This is a genomic window from Psychrobacter sp. CCUG 69069, from assembly GCF_021023115.1.
In the GTDB taxonomy this organism is placed as follows: domain Bacteria; phylum Pseudomonadota; class Gammaproteobacteria; order Pseudomonadales; family Moraxellaceae; genus Psychrobacter; species Psychrobacter namhaensis.
The window spans coordinates 1-15,131 of the sequence record NZ_QQAI01000013.1 but is presented as its reverse complement, the minus strand read 5'-3'; the positions used below and the strand labels follow the sequence as shown (position 1 = coordinate 15,131).

14 protein-coding genes are annotated in these 15,131 nt (G+C 45.4%); 13 read left to right on the top strand and 1 reads right to left on the bottom strand.

Going from position 1 to position 15,131, the window contains the following annotated elements:
- The first annotated feature begins 431 nt into the window (after positions 1-431).
- The 13 genes from DVY93_RS09230 (at position 432) to DVY93_RS09170 (ending at position 14,090) form a co-directional block, all read left to right on the top strand.
- Positions 432-776: a DMT family transporter gene (locus DVY93_RS09230; RefSeq protein ID WP_230710472.1), complete on the top strand. Its 345-nt coding sequence runs from the start codon at positions 432-434 to the stop codon at positions 774-776.
- 1 nt (position 777) lies between these two features.
- Complete coding sequence (locus tag DVY93_RS09225) at positions 778-1,353, top strand: TetR/AcrR family transcriptional regulator (protein ID WP_230710469.1); 576 nt, start codon at positions 778-780, stop codon at positions 1,351-1,353.
- A gap of 192 nt (positions 1,354-1,545) precedes the next feature.
- Entirely contained in the window at positions 1,546-3,048 is a 1,503-nt protein-coding gene (gene betB, locus DVY93_RS09220; RefSeq protein ID WP_198334011.1) for a betaine-aldehyde dehydrogenase, read from the top strand.
- A gap of 103 nt (positions 3,049-3,151) precedes the next feature.
- Positions 3,152-4,852 carry a choline dehydrogenase gene (betA, locus tag DVY93_RS09215; protein WP_230710468.1) on the top strand — a complete coding sequence of 567 codons (1,701 nt, stop codon included), beginning with the start codon at positions 3,152-3,154 and terminating at the stop codon, positions 4,850-4,852.
- A gap of 238 nt (positions 4,853-5,090) precedes the next feature.
- Positions 5,091-7,136 carry a choline BCCT transporter BetT gene (gene betT, locus DVY93_RS09210; RefSeq protein WP_230710466.1) on the top strand — a complete coding sequence of 682 codons (2,046 nt, stop codon included), beginning with the start codon at positions 5,091-5,093 and terminating at the stop codon, positions 7,134-7,136.
- A 198-nt stretch (positions 7,137-7,334) separates the two neighbouring features.
- Complete coding sequence (locus DVY93_RS09205; RefSeq protein WP_230710464.1) at positions 7,335-7,823, top strand: M48 metallopeptidase family protein; 489 nt, start codon at positions 7,335-7,337, stop codon at positions 7,821-7,823.
- A gap of 179 nt (positions 7,824-8,002) precedes the next feature.
- Complete coding sequence (locus DVY93_RS09200; protein WP_230710462.1) at positions 8,003-8,425, top strand: tetratricopeptide repeat protein; 423 nt, start codon at positions 8,003-8,005, stop codon at positions 8,423-8,425.
- An 84-nt stretch (positions 8,426-8,509) separates the two neighbouring features.
- Positions 8,510-9,445, top strand: a complete 936-nt coding sequence (locus DVY93_RS09195; RefSeq protein ID WP_230710460.1) for a DMT family transporter — start codon at positions 8,510-8,512, stop codon at positions 9,443-9,445.
- A gap of 188 nt (positions 9,446-9,633) precedes the next feature.
- Positions 9,634-11,397 carry a TrkH family potassium uptake protein gene (locus DVY93_RS09190; RefSeq protein WP_230710458.1) on the top strand — a complete coding sequence of 588 codons (1,764 nt, stop codon included), beginning with the start codon at positions 9,634-9,636 and terminating at the stop codon, positions 11,395-11,397.
- Between the two features lie 69 nt (positions 11,398-11,466).
- Positions 11,467-12,168 (top strand): potassium channel family protein, encoded by a 702-nt coding sequence (locus DVY93_RS09185; RefSeq protein ID WP_230710456.1) that lies wholly within the window; start codon positions 11,467-11,469, stop codon positions 12,166-12,168.
- A gap of 43 nt (positions 12,169-12,211) precedes the next feature.
- Positions 12,212-12,754 carry a DUF3124 domain-containing protein gene (locus DVY93_RS09180; RefSeq protein ID WP_230710455.1) on the top strand — a complete coding sequence of 181 codons (543 nt, stop codon included), beginning with the start codon at positions 12,212-12,214 and terminating at the stop codon, positions 12,752-12,754.
- 51 nt (positions 12,755-12,805) lie between these two features.
- Positions 12,806-13,213, top strand: a complete 408-nt coding sequence (locus DVY93_RS09175; protein WP_193004912.1) for a PaaI family thioesterase — start codon at positions 12,806-12,808, stop codon at positions 13,211-13,213.
- Positions 13,214-13,250: 37 nt separating this feature from the next.
- Positions 13,251-14,090, top strand: coding sequence for a hypothetical protein (locus DVY93_RS09170; RefSeq protein ID WP_230710454.1), 840 nt, complete (start codon positions 13,251-13,253; stop codon positions 14,088-14,090).
- Positions 14,091-14,149: 59 nt separating this feature from the next.
- On the opposite strand, the gene DVY93_RS09165 is transcribed toward DVY93_RS09170, so the two are convergent.
- Entirely contained in the window at positions 14,150-14,971 is an 822-nt protein-coding gene (locus DVY93_RS09165) for a galactosyltransferase-related protein (protein WP_230710453.1), read from the bottom strand.
- Between the last annotated feature and the right edge of the window lie 160 nt (positions 14,972-15,131).

Sequence of the window (15,131 nt, the reverse complement as noted above, 5' to 3'; positions counted from 1 at the left end):
TTGGCTTGTTTGCGTTATGTGGGGCACATTTTAGCCAAGTCGTTAGGGGCTGTCAACCTTATTATGACATTAATTATAAATATTATCGCAATCTGGCAAAAAGGGCCTGTTGGCCCTTGCTATGCGCCCCTCGGTCAACGGATACGTCCAACATGCTGGCTTATTTATTCAACGACTCACCACCCTTATTGGTTGCTCTATTTTGCCACATTGCTCCTCTAAAATTTTAGCACCAGATATGTCCTTATACAGCGATATTTGATTGAAAAACGGTTTGTTTTTTGGCCGCTAAAGCCATTTTTAGGGCATTTAAATCAAGAAATCATAAACTTACCCTTCACATTACCGAAAACTTTCTATAAAATACCGACCATGTGGTTTCTTTATCATACTTTTTACTATATGCTTCATTTGAGATGGGTAACCTAACTATGAGTCCTACCACTATTGCTTATGGTTATCTTGCCATGGCCATTATTTGTGAGGTGATTGGTACGACCTTTCTCGCAAAGTCAGAGCAGTTTACGCGTTTGGTACCGACCTTGATCATGGGTGTGCTTTATGCCATCTCATTTTACTTCTTAACGCAGACGCTCAAGACCATACCGCTTGGTATTGCTTATGCGCTGTGGGGCGGACTGGGAATTGTGCTGACGTCGCTCGTTAGCGTGGTAGTGTTTAAGCAAAGCCTCGATGCAGCAGCCGTGGTGGGGATTACGATGATCGTGAGTGGGGTTGTGGTGATGAATTTATTGTCTAAGTCTATGGTGCACTAAGATGGAAATGGAAAATGCTTATAAGCGTAAAAAACAACCAGAAGTCATTCGCCGCGCGCTCCTTGATCAAGCCGCAAGGATAACGTTAGAGCAGGGTTTGTCTAAGGTCACTTTTCAAGCGGTTGCCGATGCAGTAGGGGTGACTAAAGGGGGCGTGATGCATCACTTCGCCACCAAAAATGCGCTGATCCTTGAAGTATTCAATGACGCTATGGCCAAATTTGAGGCAGAAGTGGATGCAGCAATGGCCAAGGATCCTGTGCGTTATGGCTCTTTTACCCGTGCCTATATCGATGCCACTATTAGCCTAGGCGAGAAGGGACATAAAGAGTTTGATAATCAGGCAACATTATATGTACTGATGTTAGGCGACAGTGAGATGCGTGAATTGTGGGCGCAGTGGGCAAATGAACAACTGAAAAAACACGAAGCCACTGATAATACCGAAACGTTATGTATGGTGCGTCTGGTCGCTGATGGTATTTGGCTCTCTGATTTTTCAGGCATCAACATATCGGATAAAAAGTCGTTACGTGCGCGTTTGCTACAAATGACGCAGCGTGACTTTGATCAATAAGATGAAAACATGGATAAATAAGTTTAACGCACGGTTTATACAGGCTCGCTAAGACAACCGTTAAAAAATATGAACGGCATACTTAGTCAGTGAATATCCCATAAATTTTATCCCAATACTTAAGTAATGACGAATTCATTGGTTTGCGCGATTCATTTTTAACAGCGCGGCCAATCGTCGTAAGGAGAACCTATGACAGATTCAAAAAACGTAACAGACATCATTGATTTAGAAAAAGTGCAAACCGCCTATATCAACGGCCGTTATTTGGCTGTCGATGAGTCACTGTCCACCTTTGAAGACATTAATCCGGCGACGGGCGAGGTATTGGCAACCATTCAGCAAACCACCCATGAGCAGATTAATGAGGCGGTACAAGCCGCACAGCAAGGTCAAAAAATTTGGGCTGCTATGACGCCCGTTGAGCGTAGCCGTATTTTACTGAACGCAGTTGACATACTACGCGCGCGCAATGATGTGCTGGCGTTACTGGAAACCAAAGACACAGGCAAAGCGCTCTCTGAGACGAAATATGTGGATATCGTTACGGGTGCTGATGTGGTGGAGTACTATGCAGGGCTTGCGCCAATGATTGAGGGTCGCCAGATTCCGCTGCGTGACAGCAGTTTTGTTTATACGCGCCGCGAGCCGCTGGGCGTGGTGGCAGGCATTGGCGCATGGAACTATCCCATCCAGATCGCTATGTGGAAGGCCGCTCCAGCCTTGGCCGCGGGTAATGCGATGATTTTTAAGCCATCAGAAGTCACGCCTTTAACCGCACTAAAACTGGCAGAAATTTTGACAGAAGCGGGACTGCCAAATGGCGTTTTCAACGTGGTACAAGGTAATTATGAAGTGGGCGAAGCACTCACTCAGCATCCTGATATTGCCAAAGTATCGTTTACGGGCGGCGTACCGACGGGTAAAAAGGTCATGTCGAGTGCAGCAACATCGTCTCTTAAAGACGTGACGCTCGAGCTTGGTGGTAAGTCCCCGTTGATTATATTTGATGATGCAGACATCGATACCGCCGCTGACATCGCGATGATGGCCAACTTCTATAGCAGCGGTCAAGTATGTACCAATGGTACGCGAGTGTTTATCCCTAAAGCCTTACAAGCCAAATTTGAGCAAGCCATCTTGACGCGTGTCGAGCGTATTAAGCTTGGCGATCCGATGGACGAAAGCGTCAATATGGGCCCATTGGTCAGTTTTTCGCATATGGAAAGAGTGCTTGGCTATATTGAGCAAGGCAAAGCCAGTGGCGCACGTTTGCTCACGGGCGGTGAGCGTGTCACGACAGATTCACTTGCAAAAGGCGCATTTGTGGCGCCGACTGTCTTTACAGATTGCCATGATGATATGTCCATCGTACGCGAGGAAATCTTTGGTCCTGTGATGTCAATACTGACGTATGAGACCGAAGCAGAGGTGATCCGCCGCGCCAATGATACTGAGTATGGGTTGGCGGCTGGGGTGGTGACTGCTGATTTAACAAGAGCGCACCGAGTCATTGCACAAATCGAAGCGGGTATCTGCTGGTTGAACACGTGGGGTGAGTCAGCCGCACAAATGCCAGTCGGCGGTTATAAGCATTCGGGGATTGGCCGTGAGAATGGCATTGAAGCCCTTGAGCATTACACTCAAACCAAGTCTATCCAAGTAGAATTGGGGACGTTTGAGTCGGTATTTTAATCGTTGGTATTGAGAAAAAATAAAGCAGTAAGGTTGATTATTTTTTATTCGACCTTGCTGATACTAAACGATTGACGTTTTTTTCAATATTACGGAGCATGTTATGACATCAAATACCCTGGAATATGACTATATTATTGTCGGTGCAGGCTCAGCAGGTAATGTGCTGGCCACACGTTTAACCGAAGATGCCAATATTAAGGTGTTGCTGTTAGAAGCAGGCCGTCCTGATTACCGATTGGATTTTCGTACCCAAATGCCCGCCGCGCTTGCGATGCCTTTGCAAGGGACTACTTATAATTGGGGTTATAAAACAGATCCTGAACCGTACATGAATAACCGTGTCATGGACTGTGGTCGCGGCAAAGGGCTTGGTGGCTCATCGCTGATCAATGGGATGTGTTATATCCGTGGTAATGCGTTAGATTTTGATGATTGGGCCAAACTAGACGGTTTATCGGATTGGACGTATTTGGACTGCTTGCCTTATTTTAAAAAATCAGAAAACCGTGACATTGGCGAAAATGACTATCATGGCGCGGGTGGTCCTGTTGAGATGACCACGTCAAAGCCTGGGGTGAACCCACTGTTTCAAGCCATGATCGAAGCGGGCGTGCAAGCGGGCTATCCGCGCACCGAAGACTTGAACGGCTATCAGCAAGAAGGCTTTGGTCCGATGGATCGCTTTGTCACGCCAAACGGTCGCCGCGCATCGACGGCTCGTGGTTATCTCGATCGTGCCAAACCGCGTAGCAATATCACGATTTTGACCGGCGCGCTGACTGATGTGATCTTATTCGATGGCAAGCGTGCTGTCGGCGTGAAAGTAGAGCACGAAGGTCAGAGTAAAAACTTCTATGCGTCTCGTGAAGTGATTGTCTCCTCTGGTGCAATTGCCTCACCGCAATTATTGCAACGCTCAGGTGTTGGTCCTGGACAGTGGCTCAAAGATTTGGGCGTGACTGAAGTGCTGGATCTGCCAGGCGTAGGCAATAACCTCCAAGATCATTTGGAGTTGTACATGCAGTATGAGTGTAAGCTGCCGGTCTCAATTGCGCCTGCTAATAAGTGGTGGAATAAGCCCGCGATTGGGGCCGAGTGGTTGTTCAATGGTACAGGGCTGGGCGCGTCTAACCAATTTGAGGGTGGCGGCTTTATCCGTACCGATGAGAAGTTTACACATCCTAATATTCAGTATCATTTCTTGCCGCTTGCGGTTCGTTATGATGGTCGAAGTGCCAGTGATTCTCATAGCTTTCAGGCGCATGTTGGCTCATTGCGTTCACCCAGTCGCGGCCGTGTGAAGCTGACCTCAAAAGATCCAAAAGCCCATCCTAGTATCCTATTTAACTACATGTCTCATGAGCAAGACTGGCAAGAGTTTCGAGCCGCCATGCGTATCACTCGCGAGATTATGCATCAGCCGGCGCTTGACCCTTACCGTGGCCGTGCTATATCACCAAGCGAAGATTTAGTGACCGATCAGCAGCTAGACGACTATGTGCGCGAACATGGTGAGACCGCCTACCACCCCTCTTGTACGTGTGCGATGGGCGAAGGGAATGATGCGGTGGTGAATGGTGAAGGTTTGGTACACGGTATCGATGGCCTGCGTGTCGTCGATGCGTCAATTATGCCAAATATCATCAGTGGCAATCTCAACGCGACCACCATTATGCTCGCAGAAAAAATCGCCGATAAGATGCGCGGCGTACAGCTACCACGCTCGACGGCAGACTACTATGTGGCTAATGGTGCGCCGCTGCGATCTGAGCCGATGCGCGATTACAGTCTTATTGTATAAGCTGCTGCCAAACGACTAACCAAATAACCATATAAGAGCATGTCATAAAAAAGACCTTTCTAAGTAAAGGTCTTTTTTATCAACGATAACGTATTGACGTTATCGTTGTGTTTGTATCTGTTGTGAACTCCATAACAACGTTTCATTTATTGGTACTGCTTTGTGCGTCATGCGGTTGTGAAGTTATCACGGACAAAGCACTATCAGACCCTGTTTAATTTACCTATTGAGGTCTTTTATGTACAGTTCGCCATCCGTTGATGCGACGAAACCCCTAAGCTTAAATAAGACGGTGTTCTTAGGCTCAGCTATTATTTCTATATTGTTAATAATCTGGACGATTGCTTTTCCAGATTATAGTGAGGCATTACTAAGCTCAAGCATGGCATGGGTTTCAGCCAGCTTTGGCTGGTATTACATGTTGGTGGTTGCCGCTTATAGCATCTTTGCGCTCTTTGTTGGCTTTTCTAAATATGGTGACATCAAGCTTGGTCAAGATCATGAAAAAGCCCAGTTTCCCTTTCTAGCCTGGGCGGCCATGCTGTTTTCAGCTGGTATCGGTATTGATCTATTGTTTTTTGGTGCCTCTGAACCTTTGATGCATTATCTAACACCGCATACGGGGCTTGAGCCTGCCAGTGCAGAAGCCATGCGTCAGGCGCTTGCTCAGACTTTTTTACATTGGGGTCTACATGGTTGGGGTATTTATGCACTGATTGGTATGGCTCTGGCGTATTTTGCTTACCGCAAAAACATGCCGCTGGCGCTACGGTCACCATTGACCCCGATATTTGGCGAGCGTCTAATCAAGGGCTGGCTTGGTGATAGTATTGATACCTTTGGCGTTGTATGTACGTTGATGGGTATTGCCACCAGCTTGGGCATTGGGGTTTTGCAGGCCAATGCTGGACTGACCCACGTGTTCGGTATTGAATCTAGCAAAATGGTTCAGACGCTCATTATCGTGGGTGTCGTTGCCGCTGCTGCTATTTCTGCAATGACGGGTGTTGAAAAAGGTGTACGCCGTCTCTCTGAATTCAATATGCTGTCGTCGATCCTATTATTGCTTGCCATATTAGTCATGGGTAACACGGTTTATCTGTTGAATACCTTTACCCAAAATATTGGTCAATATTTCCAAACGATCGTTGCAAAAACGTTTGATGTGTATGCTTATGATGGCACAGCGGGTGCTGACTGGAAGTCCGCGTGGACGATATTTTTCTGGGCGTGGTGGGTTGCTTGGGCACCGTTTGTAGGCTTGTTTATTGCCCGTATCAGCCGTGGTCGTACCTTGCGTGAGTTTGTATTTGGCGTGATGTTTATTCCACTGGGCTTTATCTTTGCATGGTTTTCTATCTTTGGTAATTCAGCGATAGATTTAGTGGCCAATGGTGCCACCGAGCTTGGTAAAATCGCGGTCAATGACGCGGCGATGGGCATGTTTGCCTTGTTTGAGTATTTTCCTTACAGTAACGTGTTGTCATTTGCAGGCGTCGTGATCGGCTTAGTATTCTTTGTGACGTCTGCTGACTCAGGCGCTTTGGTGTTGGCAAATCTGAGCTCAAGAGGGATGACCAATGATACCGATGCACCCGTTTGGTTGCGTTTGTTTTGGGCGGCAGCAACAGGTCTTATCACGTTAGGCTTATTGTTTGCAGGTGGTTTTGCCTCCCTACAATCAGTGTCTGTGATTGCCGGTTTGCCATTCTCACTTATCCTTGTGCTCTACATGATGTCAATGTGGAAGTCGCTAAAAGAAGAAGGCAACAAACGCAAAGCCAGTACGATTGGTACAGCCAATGTACTCGACAGCGGTAAAGGCTGGAAAGCACGCTTGCAACGCATTGTCAGCTTCCCCAGTCATGCACAGGTCGAAAGATTTTTGCACAATATCGTCATGCCAGCGATGACTGAGGTCGACAAAGAGTTCACAGCAGGTGGTCTTAAAACTTCTCTAGATATCCGCAACCTTGCCAGTATTGGTGAAGATATCAATGCTGGTATGGATCAAGATAATGGTCAGATAGATGGCGTAAAACTGCGCGTCGGGCATGGTGATGAAGACGACTTTGTGTATGAGGTGAATTTAATCAAAGCAGAGCGTCCTAATTTTACGTTAAACACATCAACCAAGCATGCAGAGTATTATTATCGTGCTGAGGTGTTCTTAAGTGAAGGCTCGCAAGAGTATGATTTGGTTGGCTATACCAAAGAGCAAGTACTGGTCGATATCTTAAACCAGTATGAGCGCCACTTGCAGTATTTACATCTTGAGCGTTAACTCTCTGCTTCGTTGAGTTATAAATGTATGTACAGTAGGTTTAAGTATTATTTATAAATAACAACCCCATAAGCTACTTTTGGCTTATGGGGTTTATTTTTGAGAACGGATGAAAGGAATATGAAGTAAAATAGAAAGAGGCAGTCAATACACGTCAAAGACATAAGCCAATCAAAGGTAAGAGCTAAGGACGAACCTGTGACCACATTAAAGTACATCGCTCATTACTCAGAGCAAATTCAAACTCAAGCCGCACTGCTAATGAGTGATGGTAGACTGGGGACGTATCTCGAAAACAAATATCCCAATCAGCACCAATTGCAGAGTGACAAAGCACTTTATCAGTACATCAATGAGATAAAAAACCAATACATGCGCAACATTGGACCATTATCAAATGTCAGTTACAGTAGCAAACTAAAAGTTCTCAAACATGCCTTAGGCATGCACACGACGCAATCTCGAGTACAAGGCAGTAAGCTTAAATCGCATAACAGCATCACGGTGGCCAGCTTATTCAAAGAAGCGCCGCCTGAGTTTTTACGCATGATTGTCGTCCATGAATTGGCGCACTTCAAAGAGCACGAGCACAATAAAGCTTTTTATCAGTTATGCTGCCATATGGAGCCTGACTACCATCAGTTCGAGCTAGATACGCGCTTGTGGCTGCACTGGCGAGAACGATGATTTGACTAACTAACTAACTGGCTGGCTGGCTATGCTTAAGCTGTCTTTTGAGCCAACGATAAAAAAGCGCCTTGCGATAGTCAATCATGCTACGCTTGCGTGTTATAAAGTACTTATGAATAAACAGTGGATGAGCCCATACACACACTGTCATCATCTTACCAAACATAGAGAAGAAAATGATTAATACCAAGATATACAAGGCCATTTATACCTTAGCGGAAGAGTTATTAGAAGCTGACCGCAAAGGCAATCAAGCGGCATTTGATGCGTTTTATGCAGAACTCAAAGCCATTTGTATTGATAACGAAAACACCGATAAAGATCATCCAGAGCAGTGGGAGACACTTGCGGACTTTACGGCAGATTTGGAGGAGGCGTTAGTCATTTATGACAAAGCGCTCGCAAAAGCCACGGCCATTAATTCAAAAGACCACCTGTCCTCGATTGCTTTTTCTATGGCAGTCCTACAAATCGAGATGGATGACACAGAGGCGGCTATCAAAAACTTACAAAGTGCCAAAATCAGTGCCAATAAGATTGAAGATAAAGAATTTAAAGTTGAGATAGATGAGCTGCTTTCTAAATTGTTGGCTAAGTAAATGGCTGACTCAGAAAAATCGCTATGATTGTCCAATGTTATACCCCAAAGTGATAGCCAATATAGTTATCCAATAGGATAGTTGATGAACGACTCCTCCAAGCCGCCGCCATTTCGTAGTAAGAATACATGGCTCATTCCTTTTATTTGCCTATTGGTTGGCGGTGCCCTGATAGGTATTTCTACCAATTTAGCAAAATATGCAGGGGAAGTAGGGGTGACGCCACTTGCTTTTCTCTTTTGGTCGATCACGGGCGCTGCCGTCATTTTATGGGTCATTGCATTTATAAGGCAGGAGCTGCCTCCTTTAAGTACCCGTAGCTTTGAGTATTATTTTGTTGCTGCCCTGATCAGTGTTGCAGGTTCCAATTTATTGCTGTTTTCCGCTATACCGCATGTTGGGGCAGGTTTTGTCGCCCTTATTATATCGCTACCCCCTTTGCTTACCTACCTTGGCGCCCTAACGCTGAGGATGGAGCGGTTTAGTATTATCCGAGCTTTGGGTGTTGCCGCTGCGCTGATGGGGGCAGGGGTATTGGCCATACGTAAATTTTCGGCACCTGATGCCAGTATTTTTTGGATTGTGATCGCCCTATGCGGCCCTGTGCTGTTGGCCATTGGCAATATATACCGTACGTTACGTTGGCCTGATAAAGCGTCTCCGAATGCCCTCGCTCCAGGCATGTTAATGGCGGCTGCCCTGTTGCTGCTCATGTTTAGTGCATTGCCCAATTTTTCAGTCACCGTACCAATCAAGGAATGGCTGCCGCTGGGGGTGATTACTATCCAAGCAGGCGTATTTGCTGGTCAGTTTTTACTGCTGTTTGTCCTCCAAAAGACAGGTGGACCAGTCTTATTGAGTTTGTTGGGCTCGGTCGGGGCAGTCGTTGGTGTGCCTGTTGCTATTTTTTTACAAGGCGAGAGTCCGCCAGCCGGTTTGTTTTTGGGAGCCTCACTGATCGCCCTTGGCGTGGCGCTAGTGACATGGGGCGGGGTAAAAATGTCGTCTGAAAATAATTAAAATTCAGGGTGCTAGGTGAGAGCGTCCATATAATTTTTATACGATTGTGGCGGTTTTTATCCTGTTTTATGAATAATGGAGGGTCTTAGCCGTTTAATAATTGGTTACGACTGTCTAACGCCACTTTTTGTGAATGGTAAAAAAAGGGAGTACAATTGTCGCGGTTAATTTCATCGTGGATTAAGTCTATGAATGCAGCCAAGCATTATCGATTGTTAAATAATTTTACTATTCTCATTAGTGTTGTTGGGGTCATTATAGCCTTATTAGATAGTGGTTTTACACTACCGGCATGGCTACAACAAGTCTTTCATATTATTTATCTTGTCATTATTTTCCTAAGTTTTGTAGTAACTGCTGGTCGTTATCTCTACACCAAAAAACCGCTCACTTTAAATAAGGTAGCGGTTTTTGATTTTTTTACTAGTATCGCCATTGTTATTTTATTGGTGGCGCATTTCACTGATCTAGTGCGTTTAGGATTGTCAGCGGCTGTTGATGGCTTTGTCGCAATAAAGATAGCCGTGTTCGTTACCTTTGTTCGTGAGCTCTCTGATCACGACTTTAATCTTAATCGCACTTTTCTAAACCCTGCCCAGTTTTTTATCTTAAGCTTTTTATCAGTGGTGTTGGTTGGTGCGTTATTACTGATGATGCCCAATGCAACAACGCAGCCGTTGTCCTTTGTCGATGCGCTTTTTACGGCGACTAGTGCCGTTTGTGTGACTGGGCTTATCGTGGTAGATACCGCGACGTATTTCACGACGTTTGGGCAAGTCATTATCATGGGCCTGATTCAAATTGGCGGCTTAGGTATTTTGACGTTTGTGACTTACTTTAGTTACTTCTTTAAGGGTGGGGTCAGTTATGAGACCCAAGCAAGCATCAGCGAGATGTCCTACATGCGCGGTATGGGTAATGTGGTATCGACGCTCAAGTCTATTTTATACGTGACATTTGCCGTTGAGGCGGTAGCGGCGGCGCTCATTTATATCAGCATTTATGACATACCTGACATTGACTTATCTGAGCGACTGTTTTTTTCTGTTTTTCACGCCGTCTCTGCGTTCTGTAATGCGGGGTTCTCTACTTTTAGCGCAGGGCTGTACGATGACTCCCTACGCTTTAACTACCCACTACAGTTGATTATTGCCACGACCTTCATTTTTGGCGGTATGGGCTTCGTTATTGTGGTTAATGTGCTGCGTTATTTGCGTTACCGTGCTGAGCGGCTGATATATCGCCGCAATGACCAACGCTGCGCTTACCAACCTTGGTTACTCAATATCAATAGCCGTATTACGTTAATTACAACAGGTGTTTTATTACTGATCGGTCTCATCGGTGTGATGATGTTTGAGTACAACAATGTGCTTGCTGATCACACTAGCTTTTTTGGCAAATTAGTGACAGGGTTCTTTACGGCTGCTACCCCCAGAACGGCTGGATTTAATACGATCGATATGGGTGATTTGGCGTTTCCGACGATTATGTTGACGATATTTTTGATGTGGATTGGTGCTTCGCCAAACTCCACAGGTGGGGGTATCAAGACCAGTACCTTCGCTATCGCTCTGTTAAATACCTTGAGTCTGGCCCGTGGGCAGACCAAGGTGGAGGTGTTTAAACGCCAGATCGCTGAAATCTCGATTCGCCGCGCGTTTTCTATTATGTGGTTGTCACTACTGGTCATCGGTACGGGTGTGACGCTCATCAGTTACGACCAACCAGAGCTTGATCTCATCAAAGTGGTGTTCGAGTGTTTCTCTGCCTATAGCACGGTGGGGCTAAGTTTGAATTTGACGGCCGAGCTATCAGATTTTAGTAAGATGGTGGTTTCTGTCATTATGTTCGTTGGGCGCGTGAGTATGCTGACTATCTTTATTGCGCTGCTCAAAAACAGTCGCCAGCGCAATTATCGCTATCCGACAGAAGAGATTACTATTAACTAAGTTGTTGTAAATAAGCTATCTGAAATTGGCTATTAAGAGTTTAAAAAACGATTAAAAAGGTAAAAGGTCATGAAATATATTATCGTAGGGTTAGGGAATTTTGGCTCCTCGCTCGGTATGGCATTGACCCGTCAAGGTCATGAAGTAATTGCCATTGACAATAGCATGCAAAAGGTCGAGGCCTATAAAGAGGTGATTTCTCACACCATCTGTATGGATGCCACAGATGAACACACTGTTAATGGTTTACCGATTAGCAATACCGATATTGTCATCGTGGCCATTGGTGAGGACCAAGGCGAAAATGTCATGGCAACGGCGCTGTTTAAAACCTTAAAAGCCAAGCGTTTGATTAGCCGGAGCATTAATCCCCTGCATGAAAAAGTACTACAGGCTATCGGTGTGGATGACATTATTCATCCGGAAAAAGAAGCCGCCAAACGCTGGGCAAAAAGACTGTCTCTACGTTACTTCGTAGATTCGTTTGAATTGAGCGATCATTTCAGTATGGTGGAGATTAGTATTCCAGTCGCTTTGATTGGTCAAACGGTCGATGACTTACAGTTGGAGCAAAAGTTTAATATTCGATTGCTTAGTACCCTGCGCTATGAGTATTATGAAGACAGCTTTGGGCGGACGCAAACCAAACCTAGCATTCAAGGTTTGGCGACGCCTGGGCAAGTATTGAAAGATAAAGATATCCTCATCATCTATGGCGCGAATAAGCATATCAACCAGTTTCTGCGTAGTGTCGGGATAAAAGTTAAGTAAAGTTTTGCACAACCAGTGACATGCCGAGACAAAGGGAAAAATTATGAATAAGCGCAGTATGTCCGTCTTATTGGTAGCTACAATGACACTGTTTTCAGGATGTGATCGATCCGAGCAAAACCCGAACGTTGTCATGTCTGAGCACCAACAAGATCCGATTGAAGAGTTAGAAATGAGCTCAGACGTGGATCATAGTAAACTTAACTACAAGCAAACCTTTTATGTGCCGATTTACTCAGATGTTTATACCGATAAAGACAATCGCAAAGTCTTGCTGTCAGCAACTCTCAGTGTCCGCAATACCACCCTGAAAAAATCACTTTATGTGAATAAAATTGACTACTACGATACCCATGGGACCTTGATAAGGTCATACTTAAACACCCCCATCGAGCTGCCAGCGATGGCAACGCTCAATTATATCGTTGAAAAAGAAGAGGATAAAGGCGGCTCGGGTGCCAACTTTATTATCGAAGTCGAAGGCATAGATGAAACGGTCAAACCTGTCATAGAAGCAGTCATGATTGGAAATTTTAGCAATAAAGGGTTTGCGTTTAGTACAGAAGGTACACCAGTTGTGCATTGATGAATGAGGAAGGTAGTCCTCACTAAGAGTCATTCAATTCAAGGAAGAGATATGTCTGCAACCAAGGAAGAGATCGTCGCCTTTATGGCCCTAGAGTTTCCACAAACCAAGTGCGTCGTTGAGGCAGTAGATGACACTGGCGCGACGTTATCACACGCTATTGGCGTGGATGAGCTGCGGCCTGGCGGCACAGTTTCTGGTCCGGTATTGATGAGCATCGCTGATGTCGCCATCTATGTGGCGATACTTGGCAGAATTGGTATTGTCCCATTGACAGTAACGACGAGCCTGACCATCAATTTTTTGCGTAAACCCTCGGCCAACGCTCGTATTATCGCTGATTGCACCTTAATGAAAGTAGGGCGCACACTTATCGTGGGTGAGGTATCGCTTTATTCAGAAGGCACAAGCGATTTGGTCGCACATGTGGTGGGCACGTATTCGGTACCTCCTAACTAAAGAACGATTTCCATCAGATAGGACAGATACGTCTACTATGCAAAATTCAGTGCCTTTTAATTCAGTGCCTCTTAATTCAGAGCCTCTTAATGAACGTTTGATAATAAATGGCTGTGAACATGACTTGAACGAAGTCAGCAAAGAGATGGCGGCCTTTATCAATTTGCCGGTCAATATTCAAGATGCGTTAAAGCGTAGTAATCGGATTGTATTTGTCGCGAACAATCCTTCTATCAGTATGGATCAACTTGAAAAACTGCTACAGCCCGATGATGTTTTGGTGTTGTTTAATCACTTTATACACCCTGATTTTTTTGCCAATCATCCACTAGCAAGTGCGTTGCCCAAATTGTTATTTTTTCGTCAGATTGGCGATAGTAAGCTGCATTTTGGCTTACCGCCCCGTAGTAACAACGTGTCAGTGATGAAGCGGATGGCAAAGTCTGCACCTATAGGCATATTATTGAGCAATCAGTCCTACCAGTTCCCCTCGCCACATGAAGACCCAAGTCCGAGTGATGATCCCATCTCCTCCGAGCGCATATTTATTATTCCGCCAGCCGTACAAGCATTGTTGCAAAGCGCGCAGCACCATAGCGTGTTGTCAGACCGTCATCCAGTCGTTGCCGACTATCCTTGTTTTAGTGATGTTCATTCATCGGCACCTTCGTCAGGTTTTCTGTTATATCGGTTACTGCTCGCGGCTCGAGAGCATTTACAAAATGTCCAAAAAGCTGTGCTACCACTAAAGTTATTAATGCTTGGGTTTAATGATAACGATAAAACGGCTCATTTTTGGCATGGACACAATTGGGAATTTGAGCGGCGAGAAATGAGCTCGCCGCCACCAGAAGTGGAAGTTATTCGTCAGTATTAAGCAGGCGAGACTCACCCATCAATGGCGTTTTTATCTGATCGATGCCAAGTAATCAAGGTTTAAACGTAAGGCGCATCCGGACAATGAGCGGATGCCATTTCATGGCAGCTGGGCCTTCGTATGAGCACAATCGGGGTGGTTTGATCGACCTTCCAACTGATGAGGCCCATCTTAGCAAATTGTGACAGCCACCCCTCCATGGGCCAGCACTGCCATTTATCATAGAAGCGATTGGCATTGATGATAATGCTATCTAAATGATTGAGAGGCGGTCGATAGACGCCATGCTGCTGATGGTAAACCACGTCAGCGGTGAGATAAAAATCCATATTTAATTGCCGCGCCGTAAAGGCAAAATCGGTATCTTCTGCCCCGTAACCTGTGTACTGGGTATCAAACCCACCTATCTGCTCAAACGTTTGCCGTTTAATCGCAAAACACAAACTCCAAAATGCGCCGTAATTTTCTGTTTTTTTAGTTGCCGTTTGCTTAGTCGCTGTCGTCTGTTTTTTAGTAGCGCAGGGTTCATTTTTATCAAAATTATCACGATAAGGATTGTAAACAGACAGTCTGTTTAGATAAGAGGCAGAGAGGGTGCCATCTCGCAGTTGTAAGGCTTCTTCTTTTGATAACGGCCGCGTCAGATAGCGCGGTTGCCCCATAAACAAACCATTGGGTTGGGTCTGTAACTTTGTTTTTAGCTGCTTAATAAACGTTGGTGCGACGATACAATCCACATCTAAGAATATCAGCATGTCATGAGAAGCACGAGCTGCACCAAGATTTCGGTTATGGCCAATATCAAAGTCAGTGTTATTTGAACCAACAGAGCTCTCATTTACTACCGCATCAGCGGTGGTGGCGATTTGTAAGATGTTCAAATCATACTCAACCAAGCGTGTGGGGTCAGCATCGTCTGAACCGCCCCGACTTTATCGGAGAGTGATTTACTTGAGTCAGGCAGCGATGCCTGACAGGGTTAAATTATCATAATACCGCTTTTCAAACTCAAAGGGTGACACATATCCAATCGTGCTATGC

Excerpts from the sequence above, each read along its gene's own strand:
- DVY93_RS09230 (WP_230710472.1), top strand. The coding sequence starts at position 432 with ATGAGTCCTACCACTATTGCTTATGGTTATCTTGCCATGGCCATTATT.
- DVY93_RS09225 (WP_230710469.1), top strand. The coding sequence starts at position 778 with ATGGAAATGGAAAATGCTTATAAGCGTAAAAAACAACCAGAAGTCATT.
- betB (WP_198334011.1), top strand. The coding sequence starts at position 1,546 with ATGACAGATTCAAAAAACGTAACAGACATCATTGATTTAGAAAAAGTG.
- betA (WP_230710468.1), top strand. The coding sequence starts at position 3,152 with ATGACATCAAATACCCTGGAATATGACTATATTATTGTCGGTGCAGGC.
- betT (WP_230710466.1), top strand. The coding sequence starts at position 5,091 with ATGTACAGTTCGCCATCCGTTGATGCGACGAAACCCCTAAGCTTAAAT.
- DVY93_RS09200 (WP_230710462.1), top strand. The coding sequence starts at position 8,003 with ATGATTAATACCAAGATATACAAGGCCATTTATACCTTAGCGGAAGAG.
- DVY93_RS09195 (WP_230710460.1), top strand. The coding sequence starts at position 8,510 with ATGAACGACTCCTCCAAGCCGCCGCCATTTCGTAGTAAGAATACATGG.
- DVY93_RS09190 (WP_230710458.1), top strand. The coding sequence starts at position 9,634 with ATGAATGCAGCCAAGCATTATCGATTGTTAAATAATTTTACTATTCTC.
- DVY93_RS09185 (WP_230710456.1), top strand. The coding sequence starts at position 11,467 with ATGAAATATATTATCGTAGGGTTAGGGAATTTTGGCTCCTCGCTCGGT.
- DVY93_RS09180 (WP_230710455.1), top strand. The coding sequence starts at position 12,212 with ATGAATAAGCGCAGTATGTCCGTCTTATTGGTAGCTACAATGACACTG.
- DVY93_RS09175 (WP_193004912.1), top strand. The coding sequence starts at position 12,806 with ATGTCTGCAACCAAGGAAGAGATCGTCGCCTTTATGGCCCTAGAGTTT.
- DVY93_RS09170 (WP_230710454.1), top strand. The coding sequence starts at position 13,251 with ATGCAAAATTCAGTGCCTTTTAATTCAGTGCCTCTTAATTCAGAGCCT.